The sequence below is a fragment of the Microbacterium sp. C23T genome (genome assembly GCF_053345975.1).
Genome location: NZ_JBKFBD010000009.1, coordinates 105,270 through 127,861, shown reverse-complemented (window position 1 = coordinate 127,861; position 22,592 = coordinate 105,270). Strand labels below are relative to the sequence as shown.

The window sequence follows — 22,592 nt, the reverse complement described above, 5'->3', positions numbered from 1 at the left end:
TCTCTCCGGTGAGTCAGGGTGACGGCTTCGTCACGACTTCCAGAATACTAGGACATCCATGTAGTTGCTCGGTAATCCGTGTACCCGAGTGGTCTTGTGCCGTTCACCCTGGGGTCACCTTCGCTAGAGAGGCTCGAACCGATTCGGTCTGGACGCTGGGTTCCATTCCGTATCGCACCCGTCACCCCCTTACCGAGGACACGCATGCCTTCGCATCTTCTCCGCCGCGCCGTCGCGTTCACCGCGACGACCGCGGCCGTCTGCGCGCTCGCGCTGACAAGCAGCACCGCGGCATCCGCCGCGCTCGTTCCGGACTACTTCAGCGACTCCGCCCCGAACGCCGCCCTCTCGCTGACCCCGCTCGGAACGCACGAGTCCGGTGTCTATGGGGAGTCCGCCGCCGAGATCGTGCAGGCCTACCGCGACCGCCTGTTCGTGGTCAACGCGCAGGCCGGCACGGTGGTCGTGCTCGACAACACCGACCCCGAGCACCCGACCGAACTGTTCTCGATCGCCTCGACGGGTGTCGCCAACTCCCTCGCCGTCCGCGACGACGGCCTGGGGGTGGTCGCCTTCGAAGCCGAGGAGAAGACCGACAAGGGTCACCTCGTGTTCTTCGACGCGAACAAAGACTCGGCCGAAGCCGCGGTGCTCGGACAGGTCGAGGTCGGGGCCCTTCCCGACATGGTCACCGTCTCAAAGGACGGCAAGTACGCGGTCGTGGCGAACGAGGGCGAGCCCGCCGACGACTTCTCGCTCGACCCCGAGGGCTCGATCAGCGTCGTGACGCTTCCGGCCGGCGTCGCCGCTCCGGCCCAGAGTGCGGTCAAGACCGCCGGCTTCGGCGCCTTCGAGGCCGGTGGCACCAAGACGCTCGACCCGAAGGTGCGTGTGTTCGGCCCGGACGTCGCTGCACCCGACCAGGGCGACAAGCCCCTCACTGCCAACCGCGTGAGCCGCAACCTCGAGCCGGAGTACATCACGGTCGACGGCACCACCGCCTACGCGGCGCTGCAGGAGGCCAACGCGATCGCGGTCATCGACCTCACCAAGCCCGAGATCACCTCGATCCTCCCGCTCGGGTACAAGGACTACGGCATCGCGGGCAACGGTCTCGACGCGAGCGACCGCGACCCGCAGGGCGCTCCGACCGTCAACATCAAGACCTACCCCGGGCTCAAGGGCCTCTACATGCCCGACGGCATCCAGTCGTTCCAGGCGACCGTCGGCGGCAAGACCGCGACGTACCTCGTCACCGCGAACGAGGGCGACGCGCGCGAGTGGGGTGCGGAAGACACCGACTCGTACTTCATCGACGAGGCCCGCATCAAGGACCTCGGCAAGGACGGCCTCGCCGGCATCTGCGCGACCGGCCCGCTCTCGGAGATCGCGAACATCCAGAAGGACGACGTCCTCGGTCGCCTGAAGGTGGTCACCGACCTCGGCAAGGCCGACGGCGCCGACTGCTACAGCGAGCTGTATGCCTACGGCGGTCGCTCGTTCTCGATCTGGGATACCAAGGGCAACCTGGTGTTCGACTCGGGTGACGACTTCGAGCAGATCACGTCGCAGATCCCGGGGCTGGTCTTCAACGCCAGCAACGACAACAACACCAGCAACGACCGCAGCGACGACAAGGGCCCCGAGCCCGAGAATGTCACGGTCGGCGTCGTCGGCGGCAAGACCTACGCCTTCGTCGGTCTGGAGCGCGTCGGCGGCGTGATGGTCTACGACATCACCGACCCCGCGGCGGCGCAGTACGTCACCTACGTCAACAACCGCGACTTCACGAAGGACGTGAAGACGTCCGCTGCCGGCGACCTCGGCCCCGAGGGCATCCAGTTCATCTCGGCGCTGCGCTCGTCGACCGGCACTCCGCAGCTCGTCGTGGGCAGCGAGGTCTCGGGCACCACCACCGTTTGGGACGTCGAGCAGCTCACCGCCTCGCAGCCCGACGTGCGCGTGCTGACGATCAACGACTTCCACGGGCGCCTCATGCAGGAGACCGGCGGAGTCGCGGGTGCGGCGGTGCTCGCGGGCGCTGTCGACAAGTACCGTCAGCAGAACCCGAACACGCTGTTCGTCTCGGCCGGTGACAACATCGGCGCCTCGGCGTTCGAGTCGTTCATCGACGACGACGACCCGACGATCGACGCGCTGGTCGCGGCCGGCCTCGACGCCAGCGCGGTCGGAAACCACGAGTTCGACCAGGGCTTCGACGACCTGGTGAACGACGTCATCCCGAGCTACGAGGGCGACCAGAACGCCGACGCGATGAGCGACTTCGCCCTCGGCGCCAACGTCTTCACGAAGGGCACCGACGTTCCCGCGCTGCAGCCGTACACGATCAAGACGGTCAACGGCACGAAGATCGCGTTCGTCGGCGTCGTCACGACGCAGACGGCCGGCATGGTGAGCCCCGACGGCATCGCCGACATCGAGTTCCGCGACCTGGTCGACTCGGCCAACGACGCGGCGGCGGACGCAGTGGACGAGGGCGCCGACGTCGTCATCCTGCTCGCCCACGAGGGCGCCGCGAGCTCGGCGCTCGAGGCCAGCCAGGCCGACGACGCGTTCGGTGACCTGGTGGAGAACGCGTCGGACGACATCGACGCCATCGTCTCGGCGCACACGCACCAGCGGTACGCGCACGAGATCGGCGGTCGCCCGGTCATCCAGGCGCACCAGTACGGCACCGCCCTCGGCACCCTCGACATCGAGCTGACCGAGACAGGCGAGCTCGAGTCGATCACCGGCGGCACCGTATCGCTGTACGACTCGGTCGTGAGCCAGCACGTCGCGTACCCGCATGCCGAGACGAAGTCGATCGTCGACGAGGCCGTGAAGGTCGCGAACGAGAAGGGCCAGGTGCAGGTCGGCTCGATCACGGCCGACATCCTCCGGGGCAAGACCTCGACCGGCAGCGAGGATCGTGGCGTGCACTCCACGCTCGGCAACACCGTCGCCGACGTCTACCTGTGGGCGACGAGCGCGAACCCGGGCTACGGCGGTCAGGACGCGCAGATTGCGTTCATGAACCCGGGCGGCCTCCGCAACGACCTGCTGTTCGGCGACGACAACGGCGCGATGTCGTACCGCGAGGTCGCGAACGTCCAGCCGTTCGGCAACACCCTGGTGACGCTCGACCTGACCGGCGCGCAGATCAAGGAGATCCTCGAGCAGCAGTGGCAGCCCGACGGCGCGTCGCGCCCGAAGCTCGCCCTCGGCGTCTCGAAGGGCTTCACGTTCGAGTACGACCCGGCGGCCGCCCGCGATGCGCACGTCGTGTCGATGCAGTACCAGGGTGAGGAGATCGACCCGACGGACACCTTCCGCGTCGTGACGAACTCGTTCCTCTCGGCCGGTGGCGACAACTTCTTCTCCTTCGCCGACGGCACGAACGTGCTCGACTCGGGCCAGATCGACCTGCAGGCGACGGTGGACTTCTTCGCCGCCGCCGGTGGGCCGGTCGCACCGTCGCCCGCGAACCGCGCGTACCTGATCGGCGAGCAGCCCCCGGTCGAGGGCACCGACCCCGGCACGGACCCGGGCACCGACCCGGGTACCGACCCCGGCACCACCACCCCGCCCACGCCCGTGAACCCCGGCGGCAACCCGCCGGCGGCGGGCGTGCAGCGCGGCGGTGACTGGGCGAAGGTCGACGTGGGCTCCGGCCGTGTCGAGCAGGGCGGCACGCTGCGCGTCTCGCTCTCGGGCCTCGAGCCTGGCCAGACGGTGGCCGCGACGCTCTTCAGCGACCCGGTCGTGGTCTCGGGCATCCCGGCCGCCGACGCGCAGGGCCGTCTGAGCTTCACCGTCGCGATCCCGTCGGACATCGCGCTCGGCGACCACCGCCTGGTGATCACGTCAGCGGGTCTCGACCCGATCGAGGTGGGCGTCACGGTCGTGGCTCCCGGGGCCCTCGCCGCGACCGGCTCGGAGTTCCCGTGGGGCATCGCGGTCGGCGGCGCAGCCCTGCTGATGATCGCCGGCGCGGCGCTCTTCGTGATCCGCAAGCGTCGCGAGAGCACCGCGGACTGACACACCGCACACGAGACGGCCCCCACCTCCGGGTGGGGGCCGTCTCTTCGTGTCACTGGTCCCAGACCATGAACGGGCGCAGTTCGAGCTGGCCGTTCCGTGCCATCGGATGCCGCGACGCGATCTCGATCGCCTCCTCCAGGCTCTCCACCTCGAGGATGTCGAAGCCGCAGATGACCTCCGCCGTCTCGACGTACGGACCGCGGCTCGTGAGGACCTTGCCGCCGCGCACCTTCACCACCGTGGAGTCGGCCTGCGGCGCGAGCACCTCGCCGATGACGCGCTTGCCGCTCGCGTCGAGCGGGTCGACCCACAGGTCGACGTCGGACTCGTCGGTCTCGGCATCGGGCTCGAGCGACGTGACGACGAACATCATGTACTTCATGGGGTGATCCTTCCGGTTGTGGGCGGCTGTCCGCCAGCCTCACTCCGGTCGTCGCCTGACGGGCGACGATGTCGACAGTTTGACCAAGAAGTTTTTCGACGTGAGTGTGCCCCCGGTCTCGACCGGAGAGATCATCCTCCGGGTGGACCCGGATGAGACTCCGGGCTGACGCGGCGCCGCATCCGGCTCCGTAGCGTCGAAGACATGACCAGCACCACGTCCACCGTCCCGGTCACCCGCCACCGCGAGCTGTCCACCGCCGCCGCGCTGCTCCTCACGATCGGCGGCAACATCGTCGTCGTGACGATCGCCGCGATCGGAGTGGCAGGCGTCGCCGCGGCCGCCGTCGCGGTGTTCGGCCCGCAGCTGATGGAGCTCCTCTAGCTCTGTCGCCGCCACCGGCGCGCACGCTAGCCTGCGGGGATGAGCGAGCGCGCCGTCCCGATCCTTCTCAGCCGCGACCTCGCCGAGACCCTGTCGTTCTACGAACGGCTCGGGTTCGAGAATCGGGGCGCGCCGCCCGAGGTGTGGCAGTACCTCATCATCGGGCGCGGCGCGATCGAGCTGCACTTCACGGAGGATCCGTCGGTGGACCCGCTGTCCACGGCGTCGATGTGCTACCTCTACGTCGACGACGCCCGGCAGCTCCACGCCGCGTGGGCCGATCTGGTGGAGCCCGATCCACCCACGGGCAGCCGCATCGCCGGGCCGGTCGACACCGATTACGACATGTGCGAGTTCGCCGTCGTCGACCGCAACGGGAACCTGCTGCGCATCGGGTCCCCGCTCCCCTAGGCGCGCGCCATGACGGACGTCGCGACGAAGCCCCGCCCCGGTACGAGCCTGCGCGGCTTCTCCGCGCCTCTCATCCTTCTCGGGGGCCTCGTCCTCGTGCCGATCGGGCTCGCGCTGCTGACCACCGGCTACGAAGCTCCCGACGACGCCGCCTACGTGCGCATGGCATTCGCGAGCGTCGCGGGCGCGACCGTTGCCATCATCACCGTCCTGGGACTGCTCGTCGACCGCCTCGTCCGCCGAGCGAGCCTGTCGACGATCGCGATCTTCGCCGTCATCGCCCTCGTCGTGGTGCCGTGGCAGCTGTCGGCGGTCTCCCGCACCGCCGACCTCCTGCTCACCCGGCTCGCGCCCTGACCGCAGCGTCCTGCCGGGCGGGATGCGCCCGCCCGGCAGGACCTGTCAGTAGACGAGCACGGGGACGGGTATCGCGGCCCGCGAGCCCTCGTAGTCGCCGGTGCCGGTGAACGCGGTGCGGATCAGGTGCACGCCCCGGCCCGAGAGCTTCACGTCGACCGCGACCTTGCCCTTCGCCCCCGCGGTGAGCTCGACGCTCGCGACGACCTTGCCGTTGTCGGTGACGGTCACCGTGCCGACCGGCGCGGACCCGTCGGCGGCGGTGACCTTGCCCGCCACGGTCACGCTGCCGCCCGCCTTGACCAGCAGCTTCGTCGGCGCGACGAGCGTCGTCGTGGCCACCGGCTCGCGGTCGACCAGCACCACCGCGGACCGCGCGGGCACCGTCACGGTGCCGGTCGAGGCATCCCACATGGTCGTCTTCACGACCGCGTCCGAGCCGTTCGCGAGCGCCGGCGTCAGCGAGAACGAGCGGCCGGCGAGCGACGAGATCGTCTGGGTCGTCGGTTCGACTCCCGCGTTGAACACGACCAGCGCGCCCTCGAGCTCGGGGTCGACATCCTCGCCGACCAGGTCGTCGATGAGCATCGTGAGCACGCCGGGTGCAGCATCCGGCCCGCTGTTCGGGAACGTGACCTTCTCGCCGATCAGCTCGGCAGACCCGAGGCGCAGCAGCCCGACCTCTTCACGCACGCGCAGGAGATCGAGAGCGGATGCCTCGGCCGTGGCGATGTCGGATGCCGCCGGCTTGTTCGCCGGGTTCGCCAGCAGAGGCTGCTTGATCGCCCACGACGTCTCGTTGTCGGCGGCCCGCGGCAGGCCCGACCCGAAGGTCGACTCCTGGCCGGTCCAGTCGATGCGGTTGAACCAGTCGCCCGAGTTGTAGCTGTTGCGGTCGAGCGACTTCGAGCGCAACAGCTCGGTGCCGGCGTGCCAGAACGACGGGGTCTGCCCGAACGCCGTGGTCGCGAGCGACAGCGTGTTCATGCGGACGCGATCGGCCATCGTCGTGTCGGCGGGGAGCTTCAGCACCGACAGGTCGTACAGCGTCTCGTTGTCGTGCGCGTCGACGTACGTGATGATCTCGTCGGGCTGGTCGGCGTAGCCGGCCGGCGAGCCGCGGTAGTCGAGCTCGTCGCCCGCCTTCACGGTGCCCGTGTGATCGGTCAGCGTGTAGTCGCGGAGGTTGCCCGCGAGTCCCAGCTTCACGAGGTCGGTCTGGTGTGCCAGGTCCGCGAGGGCCTGCTCGGTCGTGCCGTTGATGGGCGCGCCGTTGGGGTCGGTGCCGAGACCGGTGCCGAAGCCCTGCTGCTGGATCGTCTCGCCCGCGACAGGGCTGCCGCCGTGCACAGCGTCGCGCAGCCGGTCGCTGAAGGTGCCGATGCCGGTGCCGCCGAGCTGGCCCTGCGTGGCCTGTTCGAAGAGGGCGTTGTTCGCGACCTCGCCGAAGTTCCAGCCCTCGCCGTAGAGATAGATCGCCGTGCCGTCGACGCCGTCGCCCTTGAGCGTGAGCTCGTCGAGCGCCGCGCGGATCGCGAGCATGTTCTCCTTGGAGTGGTGGCCCATCAGGTCGAAGCGGAAGCCGTCGACCTTGTAGTCGCGAGCCCAGGTCACGACGGAGTCGACCATCAGCTTCTGCGCCACCTCGTGCTCGGTCGCCACGTTCTGGCAGCACGTCGAGGTCTCGACGCCGCCCGCGAGGTTGAGGCGCTGGTAGTACCCGGGCACCACCTGGTCCAGCACCGACGTCGGAGCCTGACCCGACGCCGAGGTGTGGTTGAACACCTGGTCGAGCACGACCTGCAGGCCCATGCCGTGCAGCGCGCCGACCATCTCACGGAACTCGCCCACGCGCGCCCCGCCCTCGGGGTCGACGGCGTACGAGCCCTCGGGTGTCGTGTAGTGGAACGGGTCGTAGCCCCAGTTGAAACCGTCGGCGTCGACGATCTTCTCGATGCACGCCTGCTGCTCGGTGCTGTCGGCCGCGTACGACGCCAGGTCGCAGTCGGGCACGGCCTGCTTCGAACGGTCCTCCTCGATCGTGGCGATGTCGAAGGTCGGCAGCAGGTGCACCGTGTTGATGCCGGCGTCGGCGAGCTGGCGCAGCTGCTTCGTGCCCGCGCTGTCACGGGTGAAGGCACGATACGTGCCGCGCTCGGCCTCGGGCACCGACTCGTCGGTGATGGAGAAGTCGCGCACGTGCAGCTCGTAGATCGCACGGTCGACAGGGCGGTCGATCACGGGCGCCTTCGTCTTCTCCCAGCCCTTCGGGCGCCACTGCTTGTCGGCGAGGTCGATCGCGACAGAGCGCTCGGAGTTCGTCGTGAGCGCGACCGAGTACGGGTCGGTGACCTGGTTGGTCTCGATCGCGCCGGTGGTCGGCGCGTAGACGACGACCTCCCACAGGTACTCGTCGCCCTTCAGCGCCTTCGTGCCTGCGACGGTCCAGATTCCGGATGCCGCGTCCCACGCCGCCTCGTGGCGCACGGGGTCGCCGCCGGCGCCCGCGTCCCACGTGAGAAGGGTCGCGCTCTGGGCGGTGGGCGCCCACAGGCGGAACGTCGGCTTGTTGGCCGTGAAGCTCACGCCGAGCGCGGCATCGGCCACGGCGTCCGCGTAGAGGTCGTCGAGCACACCCGGGATCTGCATACCGGTGAAGCCCGAGAGCACGCCCTCAGCGTCGCGCTGCGACACCGCGAGCTGGCCGCGGACGAGGGCGGCAGCTGGGCCCACGCGCCCAGAGGCTCCGGGCGACGCGCCAGCGGCGCCTGGAGAGGGCGTGGGGACCGTCCCGTCCGGCACGCGCAGCGCGACGAAGTTCGCGAGAGCCGGGAAGTCGGCCTTCTGCTCGGCGGTGAGGCCGCCGTCGACGACCGTGAGGTCGATCGCGTCGCCGCCGGTGACCTCGCCGTCAACGAGGGCGATCGTCGCATCGGCCGAGGCGTGCAGCTGCCACGAGGCGTCGGCGGGCACGGCGCCGAGGTCGGCCGGCCACGCGATCGTGCGGGCGTCGATCCAGTGCGCGCGCTGCTCGCCCACGCCGGCCAGCGGCGGGTCTGTGACCTCGATCTCGAGCACGTGGGTGGCGAGGGTGTAGCGGAAGACGATCAGCTTGCCGTCGCTCGCGCTGAACGAGTAGTTCGCGCCGCCCGGGGCTCCGCCGACGCCGTAGTTCTCGTTCCAGCTGAGGCCGTGCGCGACCTTGAGCTCGTAGGCGCCCGCGGGGATCTTGTCGGTCGAGAACTCGTAGACGCCGTCCTTGTCGCCATCGGCCATGAGCGTCGCGAGGCATTCGGGCGCCCAGTCGCCGGCGCAGCCCAGCTCGCTCTGCGCCGAACCCGGCAGGGTGACGATGGGGCCCTCCGCCGTCGACTGCACGATGTTCGAGCGCGGGTCGAAGTAGAACGTGATCGGGCCGCCGGCGTGCGAGATCGTGATGTTCCCGCCGCCCGGGGCGCCGTTCGCGCCGTAGTTGACGTCCCACGTGCCGTTGATCGCGACCTTGTACTCGTAGTCGCCCGCAGGAAGGTCGAACGTGCCGGCCCAGATGCCGTCGGCGCGGAGCGTGAGCTTCGCCGCCTCGCAGCCGGGGGTCCAGTCGCCGGCGCAGCCCATCTCGGAGTTGAGGCTTCCGGGCACGGTCACCATGTCGATCGGCGACTCGGGCTCCTCCTCCACGACGAGCGACACGGAGTTGCCCACCGACGCGTAGGTCGAGGCGGCGGCGTGGTGCCCGGCGGCGTCGGTCGTGACCGCGCGGTACTCGACGAGCGTGCCGTCCGCGAGGCCTTTCACCGTGTGGAAGACGCGCGGGTCGGTGTCCTCGGCGGTGCCGAGCGCGTGCCACTCGTCGGACCCGGCGACGCGCCACGAGAAGGTCGTCTCCTGCCACGTCGTGTCGTCGACGTCGGCGCTGACGGCGACCGAGCCCGTGAGAGCGGCGCCCGCGCCGGGTGCGCTCACCGAGATGGCGATCGGCGACTCCGGAGCCGACACCGTCGTCCCGGCGCGGTAGACGACGGCCGAAAGTGCCGGGACGGTGACGGATGCCTCGGCCGAGGCATCCGTCGACAGGCCCGCGGCGGTGCCGTACACCGGGGCGAACGAGGCGTTCGCGGTGAGCGTCGGGACGTTCACGGTCTTGTCCGCCGTCGTGTTGTTGAGCGCGACCAGGTACTCGACCTTCTCGTCGCGGTCGACGCGCGAGAAGGCGTAGACGCCGGCGCCGTTGTCGGCGTAGCGCTCGATCTGCGCGCCCGTGACCAGGGCCGGGTGGGCCTCGCGCAGCGCGGCGAGGTCGGCGATGCGCTCGTAGACCGGCGCGTTCGTGTCGTAGCGGTCGACCGAGCCGGCGGGGGTGCCGTCGATCAGCTTCTGGTTCTGGTACTCGGCGACCTCGGTCGCGAAGAGCGTCTGGCGTGCGTCCTTGTCGCCGCCGGTGCCCGCGAAGCCCTGCTCATCGCCGTAGTACACGACGGGCTGGCCGCGGCCGAGGAACATCAGGTCGTGCGCGAGCAGGTCGCGCTCGAGCGCGTTCGGGGTGGACTGCAGCATGTAGCCGACACGGCCCATGTCGTGGTTGCCGAGGAAGGTCGGCAGCGCCGTCGCCGACGTGTCGGTCGTGGTGTACCAGTCGTCGCCCGCGTACAGGGACTGCAGTCCCTTCGCGCTGTTGCCGGCGGCGTAGCTGACGGCCGAGGACTGGAAGGTGAAGTCGAGCACCGAGTTCATGTCGGTGTCGCGGACGTAGGGCGACAGCTTCACGGGGTCGGCGTCGTAGACCTCGCCGAACATGAAGAAGTCGTCCTTGCCGAGCGAGTGCGCGTAGTCGAGCACCTCGGTGGTCCAGGTCTGCCAGAACTCGAAGTTCACGTGCTTGGCGGTGTCGATGCGGAAGCCGTCGATGCCGAGGTCGATCCAGTTCTGGTAGACGTCGACGAACCCGTTCACGACGGTCGGGTGCTCGGTCATCAGGTCGTCGAGGCCCGAGAAGTCGCCGTACGTGACCGACTCGCCCGACCAGGTCGAGTCACCGCGGTTGTGGTACAGCGTGGGGTCGTTCAGCCACGCGGGGACCTTCGCGGTCGCGTCGTTCACGACGGGCGTGTAGGGGAACGAGGTCGCGGCGTCCAGCTCGGGGAAGGTGTCGGTGCCCGCGTAGTCGGCCGGATCGAAGGGCGTGCCCGAGGCGTCCTTGTACGGGCTCGTCGCCTGGTCGATGTACGAGTACTGGCCCTGCGTGTTCGAGATCAGGTCGGCCGTGTGGTTCGTGATGATGTCGAAGTAGACCTTGATGCCCTTGGCGTGCGCCTCGGCGATGAGCGCCTCGAGCTCGGCGTTGGTGCCGAGGTGCGGGTCGATCTGCGTGAAGTCGGTGATCCAGTACCCGTGGTAGCCGGCGCTCGCGTTCGCGCCCTCGCCCTGCACGGGGTTGTTCTTGAAGCTCGGGGTCAGCCAGATCGCGGTCGTGCCGAGGCCGTCGATGTAGTCGAGCTTCTCGCGCAGGCCCGCGATGTCGCCGCCGTTGTAGAAGCCCTTGTCGGTCGGGTCGAAGCCGGTGATGAGACGGTCGCCGGCGAGCCCGCCCTGGTCGTTCGCGGTGTCGCCGTTCGCGAAGCGATCGGTCATCACGAAGTAGAACTGCTCCTGGCTTCCCGGCTGCCGCACCGGCGCGGCGACGAGCTCATCGTCGTCGGCCGTGTACCCGGCGCGCAGGCTCTTCGCCTCGAGGCCCACGCGGTGCGTGTTGTCGTCGAACACGAAGCGCAGCGTCGACGGGCCGTCGATCGTCAGCGGGATGTTGTCGCCCCCGCCACCCAGTCCGTACGACTCGTCCCACGCGTCGTCGACGGCCACCTTGTACTCGTATGAGCCTGCCGGCACGTCGAACTCGGCGGCGTAGACGCCCGCGGTGTCGGTGGCGGCGAGCTCGGTCGCCGCGCAGTCGGGCTTCCAGTCGTCGGCGCATCCGAGCTCGGATTGCAGGCTGCCGACGAGCGCGAACGTGCGCTCGGCGGCGGCTGCGGGCGCGATGGCGACCACTCCCCCCGCCACGATGAGCGCCGCCGCGGCAAGGCTGGCGGTGAGGATGCGGGCACGTCCTGAGGTCGACTTCGACACGGGAGCTCCTGGGGTGGGGCGGTGGGCACGCCGACGTGCCCGCGGTGCAGTTGTGCGGCCGACACTAACAGCAGGTTCATAAGAACTGCAAGCGCTTACATCATGAGAAGGCCTTAATGGAGCGGATGCCGCGGGCCGAGGCATCCGTTCTCCTGCCGTTCACGCAATCGCTTGCAGAGGCGATCAGCGAATGCTCAGCATCACGAGTTGATCTCGCCGGGCCTTCATCGGTCGATCGCGGCGCACACTCGATGCATGTGGTGGAGCTTCCTCAAGGCACTCAAGGGCGGTGAGCACCGCGTCGCGCCGACGACGTGGATCGCCGCGACCGCTGCGGTCGTCTATGCGGTCTCGCCGATCGACCTGATCCCCGAGCTCGTCCTCGGGCCCCTCGGATTCGCCGACGATCTCGGCGTCTGGAGCATCCTCGCCCTGCTCCTGGTGCGCGAGCACCACCGGTGGCAGGCCCGACTGCAGGCGCCGTAACCCGGCACCGCGGAAGAGCTCGGGCTCGATCGACGAGACAAGGGATCGGCGCCGACACCCAGGGCGACGTCCCCGGTCTCGGCGGAAATCCCTTGCCTCGACGAAACGGCGCCGGCGTCGGCGCCCTAGAGGCGCTCGATGATCGTCGCGTTCGCCATGCCGCCGCCCTCGCACATCGTCTGCAATCCGTAGCGGCCGCCGGTCGCCTCGAGGTACGACACCAGCGTGCCGAGCAGTCGTGTGCCCGACGCGCCGACCGCGTGGCCGAGCGCGATCGCGCCGCCCCACGGGTTCAGCTTCGCCGGGTCGGCGGCGAGGTCGTGCTGCCACGCGAGCGGCACCGAGGCGAACGCCTCGTTCACCTCGTACGCGTCGAGGTCGCCGATCGACAGGCCGCTGCGCTCGAGGATGCGCCGCGTTGCGGGGATCGGCCCGGTCAGCATCATCATCGGGTCGTCGCCGACCACGGCGAACGAGTGGAAGCGCGCCCGGGGCGTGAGGCCGAGGTCGGCGGCCTTGTCCTCGCTCATGATGAGAGCAGCGGATGCCGCATCCGTGAGCGGCGACGAATTGCCCGCCGTGATGCGCCAGTCCAGGTCGGGGAACCGGGCCGCGAGCTCGTCGGTGCGGAAGGCCGGCTTCAGCCCGGACAGCGACTCCACGGTCGTACCGGACCGCACCGTCTCGTCGAATGCCACGGCCTCGGGGCCGCCGCCCCAGACCGGCACGACCTGCGCGTCGAACGCGCCGCGGGTCCAGGCATCCGCCGCCCGTCGATGCGACTCGGCGGAGTACGCGTCGAGCTGCTCGCGGCTGAAGCCCCACTTCTGCGCGATGAGCTCGGCCGACACGCCCTGGTTCACGAGACCATCGGGGTATCGGTGCGCGACGCCGTGCGACACGGTGCCGCCGTGGGCGTTGGATCCGAGGGGCACGCGGCTCATCGACTCGACGCCGGCGGCGATCACGATGTCGTACGCGCCGGCGATCACACCCTGCGCGGCGAAGTGCGCCGCCTGCTGGCTCGAGCCGCACTGGCGGTCGATGGTGACGGCCGGCACCGTTTCGTCGAACCCGGCGGAGAGCACCGCCTGCCGGGCGATGTTGAGGGACTGGTCGGCGACCTGGCTGACGCATCCCATCAGCACGTCGTCGATCTGTCGCGACTCGAGGCCGCTGCGCTCGAGCAGCGCCGAGAGCACCCCCGCGACGAGGTCGACGGGGTGCACCGCACTCAGCGCTCCCCCGGGCTTGCCGCGCCCGGACGGGGTGCGGACCACATCGACGATGACAGCGTGGGGCATGGGAGGACCTCCTGCCTCGAGCCTATGCCGCTGCCTCAGCACCGGCGCCGTCCCGCGAAAGTCGGAGATCCCGCGAGACGCGGAAGGCCTGCGCGCATCGGTCCGACTCCCGCGGGATCTCCGATTCCGGCGGTCAGCCGTGAAGGGAGGCGGCCCTGTCCTGCGCCGCGTCGAGCAGCCGCGGCACCCCGTCCTCGAGGGTCGGGCCGAACGTGTCACCCGGTCGCTGGCCGTCGAGCCACCGGGTGTACAGCGCCTCGCAGAACACGGCGGCCTTGAAGAAGGCGAGCGCTTCGTACCAGGGCAGCATCGACAGATCGAGCGGATGCCGCGCCGCATACCTCTCGACGAGCTCCGCGGTGTCGGGGAACCCGTCGAGCCGGGTGACGGGCGTCAGTTCGAGCGGCGTGGGCGCGGATCCGGGGCGGGCGTACGTGGCGGTGAAGTAGCCGAGGTCGGCGAGCGGGTCGCCCAGGGTCGCCATCTCCCAGTCGAGGATCGCCGCGACGCGCGCCGGACTTCCGGGCGCGTACATGAGGTTGCCGATGCGGAAGTCGCCGTGCACGACCGCGGCGCGCTGGGTCTCGGGCATGCGCTCGGCCAGCCACGCGGCGAGCTCGCCCACCGCGGGGAACGAGCGCCGCGAGTTCACGTCCCACAGTGCCGCGAAGCGGCCGACCTGGCGCGCGAGGTAGCCGTCGGGTCGTCCGAGCGCGGCGACCTCGCCGGCGTCGACGGGCACGGCGTGCAGGTCGGCGAGCGCGTCGACGGCGGCGAAGCCGATGCCGCGACGACCGTCGGCGTCGTCGAGTGGTGGGGGCACAGCATCCGTGATGACCTCCCCGTCCACGCGCTCCATGACGTAGAACGGCACGCCCAGCACGGCGGGGTCGTCGCACTCGGCGACGATCACCGGCACCGGCGCGCCCGCCGCGCCGAGCACGCGCTGCACGCGCGCCTCGCGGGCCATGTCGTGGGTGGACGGCGGATGCGGCGGGCGCGGCCCGCGCCGCAGCACGAGGTCGCGGCCCGCGTAGGCGATGGCATACGTGACGTTGGAATGCCCCTCGCCGATCCGCTCCCACGCGAGCGCTCCGTCGCCGAACCCGAGACTCCGCAGGTACTCCTCGACCGCGTCGACCACGAGCAGCGGCGGGCGCTCGAGCCCGGCCGCGTCGGCCCAGGTGTCGACCACTTCGACGCCGTCGGGCACCGCGATCACGGGGTCACCTCGTCGAGCCGGGCCGCGCCCGCCTCGACCTCGCGGGAGCGCGCGGATGCTGCGCGCCGCGCGATCGCCCAGCGGTGGGTCTCGCTCGAGCCGTCGTAGATCCGGAAGGGACGCACCTCGTTCAGGTACTGGATGAGGGGCAGCGCGTCGGTGACGCCGTCGCCGCCGCACAACTGCACCGCCCGGTCGATCACGCGGAACACGGCCTCGGAGCAATGCACCTTGGCGATCGACGACAGCGCCTCTCCCGCGCGGGGGTCGGCGCGCAGCATCCGTGCCGTCTTGTCGATGATCGCGTCGGAGGTCTCGAGGTCGATGACGCTGTCGGCGAGCAGCGCCTGCGCGACGCCGAGGTCGCGCAGACGCGATCCGAAGAGCTCGCGGGCGTTGGCGCGGTCGAGGGCCGTGTCGTGCGCGCGACGCGCGAGGCCGAGCCAGCGCATGCAGTGGGTGAGCCGCGCGGGGCCGAGGCGCACCTGCGCATACCGGAACCCCTGCCCCGGTGCGCCGAGCACGTCGTCGTCGGCAACGAGGCATCCGTCGAAGCTCACGTACGGGTGCCCGCCCGCGATCGCGCCCTCGATCGTGTGGACGTCGGGGCCGACCGTGACGCCCTGCGCGTCGAGTGGGAGCAGGAACATCGTCGCCCCTTCGTCCCAGCCCTCGACCGCCGGCGTGCGCGCCATGACGATCGCGAAGGCTGCGCCGTTCGCCCCGCTGATGAAGCGCTTCTGTCCCGTGATGCGCCAGCCGCCGTCGACCCGCTCCGCAGTGGTCGAGAGCGCGCGAGGGTCTGAGCCGGCACCCGGGTGAGGCTCGGTCATCGCGAAGCTCGAGCGGATGTCGCCGCGCACGAGCGGCGCGAGGTAGCGCTCGTGCTGCGCGGACGTGCCCACCACGTGGAGGAGATGCATGTTGCCTTCGTCGGGCGCCATGATGTTGAGCGCCGCCGGGCCGATGGGCGAGTACCCGGCCTCCTGGAAGATCGGCGACCACTGATCGATCGGGATGCCGCCACCGCCGTACTCGACGGGTGCATGAGGTGCGAACACCCCGGCCTCGCGGGCCTGCGCGCGCAGCCTGTCGAGGGTCGCATCGTCGAGCGGAGCGCCGGGCTTCGGCTCCGCCGGGAGGACGACCTCGCGGATGAAGGCCCGCGTTCGGTCGCGCAGGTCGTCGACTGCCGTCAGGCTCATGCCGTGCCTCCCGCGCCGAGCAGGCCGCCGTCGAGGGTCAGCACCTGGCCGGTGATCCACGAGGCGTCGTCGCCCACCAGGAACGCGACCGCGCCGGCGACGTCCTCGGGAACACCGAGACGCCCGAGCGGATAGCCCGCCGCGACCTGCTCCTCACGCCCCTCGTACAGCGCGCGGGCGAACCGGGTCTTCACCACCGCCGGGGCGACAGCGTTCACGCGCACCCGCGGGGCGAGCTCGACCGACAGCGTCGTCGTCAGGTGCGCGACGGCGGCCTTCGTGACGCCGTACCAGCCGATGCCGGGCGAGGGCATCGCACCCGTCACCGACGAAAGGTTCACGATGCTGCCGCCGTGCGCGCCTTCACCGAGGCCGCGGCGCACCGCCTCCTGCGTCCACGCGAGCGTCGAGACGACGTTGACCTCGAGGATCTTGCGGGCAGCACCGAGATCGAGCTCGGCCAGCGGGCCGTAGACCGGATTGATGCCCGCGTTGTTCACGAGGATGTCGATGCCGCCGAACTCCCGGACGACGCGGTCGAGCGTCTCGGCCCGGTGATCGGGGTCGTCGGCGCCGCCCGCGACGCCGATCGCGGAGCCCGTCGGCAGTGATGCGACGGCCTCCTCGAGCTCCTCGGGGTGGCGGGCCGTCAGGCATACGCGCGCCCCCTCGGCAGCCAGCCGCGACGCGATCGCGAGGCCGATGCCACGGCTCGCCCCCGTCACGATCGCGGTGCGTCCGCTCAGCGGTGTGGTCATCGTCGTCCTCACTCTCGGGCGGCGTCGTCGCCGATGGGGCTACGGCGCCTGCGTTTAATCGTGCGTAAGAAATCTCACCGGCACAACCCTGTGATCCGGCGGGAAGCACCGGGTTGCAGCATCCAATTTCTAATGCATAATAAAAACATGCTTCGCGGCGAGGACGCCGCATCCGCGACACGGAGGTTCGGCGATGACGCTGAAGAGAGACATCTACGACGAGGACCACGAGCAGTTCCGCGAGGTGGTGCGGGCGTTCGTCGAGCAGCACGCGCGACCGAACGCCGACCGCTGGAGCGCCGAGGGCAAGGTGGACCGCTGGCTGTTCACGAAGGCGGCGGAGGCGGGCATCCTGGGCTTCGCCATCCCGGAGGAGTACGGCGGCGGCGGAGCCGATGACTTCCGCTTCCACGCGATCATGGGCGAGGAACTCGCGCACAACCCGGTGTCGGACGGCATGGCGGGCATCGCGCTGTCGAACGACATCGTGATCCCGTACTTCACCGACCTCACGAACGACGAGCAGAAGCAGCGGTGGCTGCCCGGCATCGCGGCCGGCGAGCTCATCGTCGCGGTGGCGATGACCGAGCCCGGCACCGGCAGCGACCTGGCGGGCATCCGCACCTCCGCGGTGCGCGACGGCGATGACTACATCGTCAACGGCACGAAGATCTTCATCTCGAACGGACAGAACGCCGACCTGGTCGTGACCGCTGTGCGCACGAGCGACGACCCCCACCGCGGGCTCAGCCTGCTGGTGATCGAGACCGACGCCCCCGGGTTCTCGCGCGGCCGCAACCTCGAGAAGGTCGGGCTGCATGCCCAGGACACGAGCGAGCTCGTCTTCGAAGACGTCCGTGTGCCGGCCGCGAACCTGCTCGGCGCCGAGGGTGCCGGCTTCATCGGGCTGATGCGCAACCTGCCGCAGGAGCGCCTGTCGATCGCGGCCGCCGCGGTCGCCGCCAGCGAGGGTGTGCTCGAGCGCACGCTCACCTACGTCACCGATCGCAAGGCGTTCGGCAAGCCGATCGGCTCCTTCCAGAACACCCGGTTCGAGCTGGCCGACATGGTGACGGCGACCGACGTCAGCCGCGCGTACATCGACCGCTGCATCCGACTGCACTCCGACGGGCAGCTCTCGGCCGAGGACGCGGCGGCCGCCAAGTTCTGGACCACCGAGCAGCTCGTGCAGGTGGTGAACCGCTGCCTGCAGCTCCACGGCGGCTACGGCTACATGCGGGAGTACCGCATCGCGCGCGACTACGAAGACGCGCGCATCACGACCATCTACGGCGGCACGACCGAGATCATGAAAGAGATCGTCGGCCGGGGCCTCGGACTGTGAGGAGCTCACCCATGCCTGACGCATACATCTACGACGCCGTGCGCACCCCGCGCGGCAAGAACCGCGGCGGCGCGCTGCACGGCACCAAGCCCGTAGACCTCGTCGTGGGGCTCATCCACGCGGTCCTCGAGCGCAACCCCGGGGTCGACCCCGCCCTCATCGACGACATCGTGCTCGGTGTGGTGTCGCCCATCGGCGAGCAGGGCGGCGACATCGCCCGCACGGCCGCGCTCGTCGCGGGACTGCCCGAGACGGTGGCGGGCGTGCAGCTCAACCGCTTCTGCGCGTCGGGCCTCGAGGCCGTCAACGTGGCGGCGCAGAAGGTCGCCTCCGGCTTCGAGGACCTCGTGCTCGCCGGCGGCGTCGAGTCCATGTCGCGCGTGCCGATCGGCTCGGACGGCGGTGCCTACGCGCAGGACCCGACCACCAACTACGACCTCTACTTCGTGCCGCAGGGCATCGGCGCCGACCTCATCGCCACCCTCGAGGGCTTCTCGCGCGACGACGTCGACGCGTACGCCGCCGAGTCGCAGCGCCGTGCCGACACCGCATGGCGCGAGGGGCGGTTCGAAGGATCCGTCGTGCCGGTGCGGGACCAGAACGGCGTGACGCTGCTCGACACCGACGAGCACCGCCGCCCCGACACGTCCGGGCTGGGCAACCTGCCCGCCGCCTTCGCGGCTCTCGGCGAGAGCGCCGGCTTCGACGCCGTCGCGACGCAGAAGTACCACGCCGTCGAGCGCATCGACCACGTCCACACCGCGGGCAACTCGTCGGGCATCGTCGACGGCGCCGCGCTCATGCTCATCGGCAGCAAGGAGGCCGGCGAGCGGCTCGGACTGACTCCGCGTGCGCGCATCGTGTCGACCGCCGTCACCGGCTCGGAGCCGACGATCATGCTCACCGGCCCGACGCCGGCGACGCTCAAGGCGCTCGAGCGGGCGGGGCTCGCAGCATCCGATATCGATCTCTTCGAACTCAACGAGGCGTTCGCCGCCGTCGTCATGAAGTGGATGAAGGACCTCGACATCCCGCACGACAAGGTCAACGTCAACGGCGGGGCGATCGCGCTCGGCCACCCCCTGGGTGCGACCGGCGCCATGATCCTCGGCACCCTCCTCGACGAGCTCGAGCGCCGCGACCAGAAGCGCGGTCTCGCGACGCTGTGCGTCGGCGCCGGCATGGGCATCGCCACCGTCATCGAGCGGGTCTGAGCCCGCGGCATCCGTCTGAACCGACTTGAGAAGAGAACACCTATGAGCACCACGATCGACGACACGACCGTGTACCAGGGGTACGCGTGGGAGCAGGATGCCGACGGCGACGTCGTCATCACCCTCGACGACCCCGGCAGCAGCGTCAACACCATGAACCCGCACTTCGTGGCGGCGCTGAAGGCGACGGCCGACCGGCTCGAAGCGGAGCGCGACGACATCCGCGGGGTCATCCTGGTGTCGGCGAAGAAGAGCTGGTTCGCCGGCGGCGACCTCAACCTGCTGCGGGCCGCCGACCCCTCCCGGGCAGCGGAGGAGACGGCCCACATCGACGCCGTCAAGGCCGACATGCGCCGGCTCGAGGTGCTCGGCAAGCCCGTGGTCGCGGCCATGAACGGCACGGCGCTCGGCGGCGGCCTCGAGGTCGCCCTCGCGGCGCACCACCGCATCGCCGCCGACGTGCGCGGCGCGCAGTTCGGCGTGCCCGAGGTGTCGCTCGGCCTCCTGCCGGGCGGCGGCGGCATCACACGCCTGGTGCGCATGCTCGGACTGCAGAAGGCACTGACCGACGTCATCCTGCCGGCGACGAAGTTCTCGCCGTCGGACGCCCTCGCGGTGGGCATCGTCGACGAGCTCGTGCCGACGACTTCGGACCTCGTCGCCGCCGCGAAGCTGTGGATCGCCGCGAACCCCGCACCCGTGAAGCCGTGGGATGTGAAGGGCTTCCGCATCCCCGGCGGTGCGCCGAACTCGCCGTCACTCGCGAGCGCGTTGCCGGCGTTCCCGGCCTCGCTGCGCAAGCAGCTGAAGGGCGCGCCGCTGCCCGCGCCGCGCGCGGCGATGGCCGCGGCGGTCGAGGGCGCCTACGTCGATTTCGAGACAGCGTCGAAGGTCGAGACCCGCTACCTCGTCGAGCTCACCCACGGCCAGGTCGCGAAGAACATGATCAAGGCGTTCTTCTTCGATCTGGGGCACATCAACGCCGGGGGGTCGCGCCCTTCGACGAGCTCAGGGACCGGGCAGCCGCTCCCGAAGTACCAGGCGAAGAAGGTCGGCGTGATCGGCGCGGGCATGATGGGCGCCGCGATCGCGTACGTGTCGGCGAAGGCCGGCATCGAGGTGGTCCTGAAGGACGTCACGCTCGAGGCCGCGGAGAAGGGGAAGGACTACTCCCGGGCACTGGAGGACAAGGCGCTCGCGCGAGGGCGCACGACGGCCGCGAAGTCAGAGGCGCTGCTGGCGCGCATCACGCCGACCGCCGACCCCGCCGACTTCGCCGGCGTGGACTTCGTGATCGAGGCCGTGTTCGAATCGGTGCCCGTCAAGCAGGGCGTGTTCCAGGAGATCCAGCACCTCGTCGAGCCCGACGCGGTGCTCGGCTCGAACACCTCGACGCTGCCGATCACGCTGCTCGCCGAGGGCGTCGAGCGCACCGACGATTTCATCGGCATCCACTTCTTCTCCCCCGTCGACAAGATGCCGCTCGTCGAGATCGTCCGCGGCGAGCGCACCAGCGACGAGGTGCTCGCCAAGACGTTCGACTACGTCCAGCAGATCCGCAAGACGCCGATCGTCGTCAACGACGCCCGCGGCTTCTTCACGTCCCGCGTCATCGGCCGGTTCATCGCCGAGGCGGTGGCCGCGGTCGGCGAAGGCGTCGAGCCCGCGTCGGTCGAGCAGGCGGCGCTGCAGGCCGGATACCCGGCGGGCGCGCTGCAGCTCCTCGACGAGCTGACCATCTCGCTCTCGCGCAAGATCCGCCTCGAGACGCGCGCCGCCGAAGAGGCCGAGGGCGGCACCTGGGTCGAGCACCCGTCGGAGGCCGTCATGGACTGGATGGTCGTCGACGCCGAACGCCCCGGGCGGCGCGCCGGCGGCGGCTTCTACGAGTACGACGAGTCGGGCAGGCGAGTGGGCATCTGGCCCGGCCTGCGCGAGAAGTACGGCTCGGGGCGCACGGTGCTCCCCTTCGAGGACCTGCAGGAACGGATGCTGTTCGCCGAGGCCCTCGACACCATCGCGTGCCTCGACGCCGGCGTGCTCACGTCGGTGCCCGACGCCAACATCGGGTCGATCTACGGCATCGGGTTCCCGGCGTGGACAGGAGGCGTGCTGCAGTACATCAATCAGTACGAGGGCGGGCTGGACGGCTTCATCGCCCGGTCCCGCGAGCTCGCCGAGCGGTACGGCGACCGGTTCCTGCCGCCGGCATCGCTCATCGCCAAGGCGGAGGCGGGTGAGACGTATGAGTGAGTCGACGGTGGCGACAGCCCCGAAGCTGCGGACGCGGTTCACCGAGGCGCTCGGCATCGAGCACCCGGTCGTGCAGGGCGGCATGATGTGGGTCGGCCGCGCCGAACTCGCCGCCGCGGTCTCGGAAGCGGGCGGCCTCGGCATGATCACCGCCCTGACCCAGCCGACGCCGGCCGATCTCGTGCACGAGATCGAGCGCGCGCGGACGCTGACCGACAAGCCGTTCGGCGTGAACCTCACCATCCTGCCGTCGATCAGCCCGCCGCCGTACGACGAGTACCGCCGCGCCATCATCGACGCGGGCGTGATGATCGTCGAGACGGCGGGCGCCAACCCCGAGCCGCACATGGACATGTTCCGCGAACACGGAGTGCGGGTGATCCACAAGTGCACGTCGGTGCGGCACGCCCTCAAGGCCGAGAAGGTCGGGGTCACGGCGGTCTCCATCGACGGGTTCGAGTGCGCCGGACATCCTGGTGAAGACGATGTGCCGGGACTCGTGCTGATCCCGGCCGCGGCCGATGCCCTCAGCATCCCGTTCATCGCCTCCGGAGGGTTCGCCGACGGCCGGGGTCTCGCGGCGGCGCTCGTGCTCGGTGCGGACGGCGTGAACATGGGCTCGCGGTTCATGTGCACCGAGGAGTCGCCCGTGTCGCAGGCGGTGAAGGAGCGCATCGTCGAGGCGAGCGAGCTCGACACGAACCTCATCTTCCGGTCGCTGCGCAACACCGCGCGCGTCGCGAAGAACTCCGTGTCGGACGAAGTGGTGCGCATCCTCGCCGACGGCGGCCAGTTCCCCGACGTGCGCGAGCTCGTCGCCGGTGCCCGCGGCCGCAAGGTCTTCGAGAACGGCGACCTCGACGCCGGCATCTGGACCGTGGGCCAGGTGCAGGGCCTGATCCACGACGTCCCGCCCGCCGGCGAGGTCGTCCGCCGCACGGTGTCGCAGGCCCACGAGGTCCTCTCGCAGCGCCTGTCGCTGTTCGCCTGACGGCGGAATCCCCCGGGGGACGGATGCCTCGACCCGAGGCATCCGTCCCGCCCGCCTGTCCCGATCCGTGTCTCCCACCGCGCGGACCGGGGCAGGCGACGATCGGAGATCCCGGG

General features: G+C 70.3%; 15 protein-coding genes. 9 read left to right on the top strand and 6 right to left on the bottom strand.

The window, feature by feature from the left end; all coding sequences use genetic code 11:
• Positions 1 to 204: 204 nt before the first annotated feature.
• Positions 205 to 4,041, top strand: a complete 3,837-nt coding sequence (locus ACLBXX_RS07205; protein WP_447657477.1) for a choice-of-anchor I family protein — start codon at positions 205 to 207, stop codon at positions 4,039 to 4,041.
• A 52-nt stretch (positions 4,042 to 4,093) separates the two neighbouring features.
• On the opposite strand, the gene ACLBXX_RS07200 is transcribed toward ACLBXX_RS07205, so the two are convergent.
• The gene (locus tag ACLBXX_RS07200; protein ID WP_387141097.1) at positions 4,094 to 4,426 is read right to left on the bottom strand and encodes a YciI family protein; all 333 of its coding nucleotides are present in this window, start codon (positions 4,424 to 4,426) and stop codon (positions 4,094 to 4,096) included.
• Between the two features lie 204 nt (positions 4,427 to 4,630).
• On the opposite strand from ACLBXX_RS07200, the gene ACLBXX_RS07195 reads away from it, so the two are divergent.
• The 3 genes from ACLBXX_RS07195 to ACLBXX_RS07185 are packed head-to-tail and all read left to right on the top strand — an operon-like array spanning position 4,631 to position 5,578.
• Positions 4,631 to 4,810, top strand: a complete 180-nt coding sequence (locus ACLBXX_RS07195; RefSeq protein ID WP_387141100.1) for a hypothetical protein — start codon at positions 4,631 to 4,633, stop codon at positions 4,808 to 4,810.
• Between the two features lie 39 nt (positions 4,811 to 4,849).
• Positions 4,850 to 5,221 carry a bleomycin resistance protein gene (locus tag ACLBXX_RS07190; RefSeq protein WP_447657476.1) on the top strand — a complete coding sequence of 124 codons (372 nt, stop codon included), beginning with the start codon at positions 4,850 to 4,852 and terminating at the stop codon, positions 5,219 to 5,221.
• 9 nt (positions 5,222 to 5,230) lie between these two features.
• The gene (locus tag ACLBXX_RS07185; protein ID WP_447657475.1) at positions 5,231 to 5,578 is read left to right on the top strand and encodes a hypothetical protein; all 348 of its coding nucleotides are present in this window, start codon (positions 5,231 to 5,233) and stop codon (positions 5,576 to 5,578) included.
• Positions 5,579 to 5,623: 45 nt separating this feature from the next.
• On the opposite strand, the gene pulA is transcribed toward ACLBXX_RS07185, so the two are convergent.
• Positions 5,624 to 11,698 carry a pullulanase-type alpha-1,6-glucosidase gene (gene pulA / locus ACLBXX_RS07180; protein WP_447657474.1) on the bottom strand — a complete coding sequence of 2,025 codons (6,075 nt, stop codon included), beginning with the start codon at positions 11,696 to 11,698 and terminating at the stop codon, positions 5,624 to 5,626.
• A gap of 255 nt (positions 11,699 to 11,953) precedes the next feature.
• Here pulA and ACLBXX_RS07175 point away from each other — a divergent pair, with 255 nt between their 5' ends.
• Complete coding sequence (locus ACLBXX_RS07175; protein WP_447657473.1) at positions 11,954 to 12,184, top strand: DUF1232 domain-containing protein; 231 nt, start codon at positions 11,954 to 11,956, stop codon at positions 12,182 to 12,184.
• Between the two features lie 125 nt (positions 12,185 to 12,309).
• Here ACLBXX_RS07175 and ACLBXX_RS07170 read toward each other — a convergent pair whose 3' ends face one another.
• The 4 genes from ACLBXX_RS07170 to ACLBXX_RS07155 all read right to left on the bottom strand — a co-directional run bounded on the left by ACLBXX_RS07170 (position 12,310) and on the right by ACLBXX_RS07155 (position 16,673).
• Entirely contained in the window at positions 12,310 to 13,488 is a 1,179-nt protein-coding gene (locus ACLBXX_RS07170; RefSeq protein ID WP_447657472.1) for a thiolase family protein, read from the bottom strand.
• Positions 13,489 to 13,621: 133 nt separating this feature from the next.
• Positions 13,622 to 14,710: a phosphotransferase family protein gene (locus ACLBXX_RS07165; protein WP_447657471.1), complete on the bottom strand. Its 1,089-nt coding sequence runs from the start codon at positions 14,708 to 14,710 to the stop codon at positions 13,622 to 13,624.
• Positions 14,707 to 15,915 carry an acyl-CoA dehydrogenase family protein gene (locus tag ACLBXX_RS07160; RefSeq protein ID WP_447657470.1) on the bottom strand — a complete coding sequence of 403 codons (1,209 nt, stop codon included), beginning with the start codon at positions 15,913 to 15,915 and terminating at the stop codon, positions 14,707 to 14,709. The genes ACLBXX_RS07165 and ACLBXX_RS07160 overlap by 4 nt, the downstream gene beginning before the upstream one ends.
• The gene (locus ACLBXX_RS07155; protein ID WP_447657469.1) at positions 15,912 to 16,673 is read right to left on the bottom strand and encodes an SDR family oxidoreductase; all 762 of its coding nucleotides are present in this window, start codon (positions 16,671 to 16,673) and stop codon (positions 15,912 to 15,914) included. The genes ACLBXX_RS07160 and ACLBXX_RS07155 overlap by 4 nt, the downstream gene beginning before the upstream one ends.
• Positions 16,674 to 16,866: 193 nt before the next feature.
• Here ACLBXX_RS07155 and ACLBXX_RS07150 point away from each other — a divergent pair, with 193 nt between their 5' ends.
• The 4 genes from ACLBXX_RS07150 to ACLBXX_RS07135 are packed head-to-tail and all read left to right on the top strand — an operon-like array spanning position 16,867 to position 22,476.
• Positions 16,867 to 18,018 (top strand): acyl-CoA dehydrogenase family protein, encoded by a 1,152-nt coding sequence (locus ACLBXX_RS07150; RefSeq protein WP_447657468.1) that lies wholly within the window; start codon positions 16,867 to 16,869, stop codon positions 18,016 to 18,018.
• An 11-nt stretch (positions 18,019 to 18,029) separates the two neighbouring features.
• Positions 18,030 to 19,232: an acetyl-CoA C-acetyltransferase gene (locus ACLBXX_RS07145; RefSeq protein WP_447657467.1), complete on the top strand. Its 1,203-nt coding sequence runs from the start codon at positions 18,030 to 18,032 to the stop codon at positions 19,230 to 19,232.
• Between the two features lie 42 nt (positions 19,233 to 19,274).
• Positions 19,275 to 21,485 carry a 3-hydroxyacyl-CoA dehydrogenase NAD-binding domain-containing protein gene (locus ACLBXX_RS07140; RefSeq protein WP_447657466.1) on the top strand — a complete coding sequence of 737 codons (2,211 nt, stop codon included), beginning with the start codon at positions 19,275 to 19,277 and terminating at the stop codon, positions 21,483 to 21,485.
• Positions 21,478 to 22,476 carry an NAD(P)H-dependent flavin oxidoreductase gene (locus ACLBXX_RS07135; RefSeq protein WP_447657484.1) on the top strand — a complete coding sequence of 333 codons (999 nt, stop codon included), beginning with the start codon at positions 21,478 to 21,480 and terminating at the stop codon, positions 22,474 to 22,476. The genes ACLBXX_RS07140 and ACLBXX_RS07135 overlap by 8 nt, the downstream gene beginning before the upstream one ends.
• The last annotated feature ends 116 nt before the right edge of the window (positions 22,477 to 22,592 follow it).

What these genes read in the sequence shown, in the direction of transcription:
- ACLBXX_RS07205 (WP_447657477.1), top strand. Translation starts at nt 205, where the DNA reads ATGCCTTCGCATCTTCTCCGCCGCGCCGTCGCGTTCACCGCGACGACC.
- ACLBXX_RS07200 (WP_387141097.1), bottom strand. Translation starts at nt 4,426, where the DNA reads ATGAAGTACATGATGTTCGTCGTCACGTCGCTCGAGCCCGATGCCGAG.
- ACLBXX_RS07195 (WP_387141100.1), top strand. Translation starts at nt 4,631, where the DNA reads ATGACCAGCACCACGTCCACCGTCCCGGTCACCCGCCACCGCGAGCTG.
- ACLBXX_RS07190 (WP_447657476.1), top strand. Translation starts at nt 4,850, where the DNA reads ATGAGCGAGCGCGCCGTCCCGATCCTTCTCAGCCGCGACCTCGCCGAG.
- ACLBXX_RS07185 (WP_447657475.1), top strand. Translation starts at nt 5,231, where the DNA reads ATGACGGACGTCGCGACGAAGCCCCGCCCCGGTACGAGCCTGCGCGGC.
- ACLBXX_RS07175 (WP_447657473.1), top strand. Translation starts at nt 11,954, where the DNA reads ATGTGGTGGAGCTTCCTCAAGGCACTCAAGGGCGGTGAGCACCGCGTC.
- ACLBXX_RS07170 (WP_447657472.1), bottom strand. Translation starts at nt 13,488, where the DNA reads ATGCCCCACGCTGTCATCGTCGATGTGGTCCGCACCCCGTCCGGGCGC.
- ACLBXX_RS07160 (WP_447657470.1), bottom strand. Translation starts at nt 15,915, where the DNA reads ATGAGCCTGACGGCAGTCGACGACCTGCGCGACCGAACGCGGGCCTTC.
- ACLBXX_RS07155 (WP_447657469.1), bottom strand. Translation starts at nt 16,673, where the DNA reads ATGACCACACCGCTGAGCGGACGCACCGCGATCGTGACGGGGGCGAGC.
- ACLBXX_RS07150 (WP_447657468.1), top strand. Translation starts at nt 16,867, where the DNA reads ATGACGCTGAAGAGAGACATCTACGACGAGGACCACGAGCAGTTCCGC.
- ACLBXX_RS07145 (WP_447657467.1), top strand. Translation starts at nt 18,030, where the DNA reads ATGCCTGACGCATACATCTACGACGCCGTGCGCACCCCGCGCGGCAAG.
- ACLBXX_RS07140 (WP_447657466.1), top strand. Translation starts at nt 19,275, where the DNA reads ATGAGCACCACGATCGACGACACGACCGTGTACCAGGGGTACGCGTGG.
- ACLBXX_RS07135 (WP_447657484.1), top strand. Translation starts at nt 21,478, where the DNA reads ATGAGTGAGTCGACGGTGGCGACAGCCCCGAAGCTGCGGACGCGGTTC.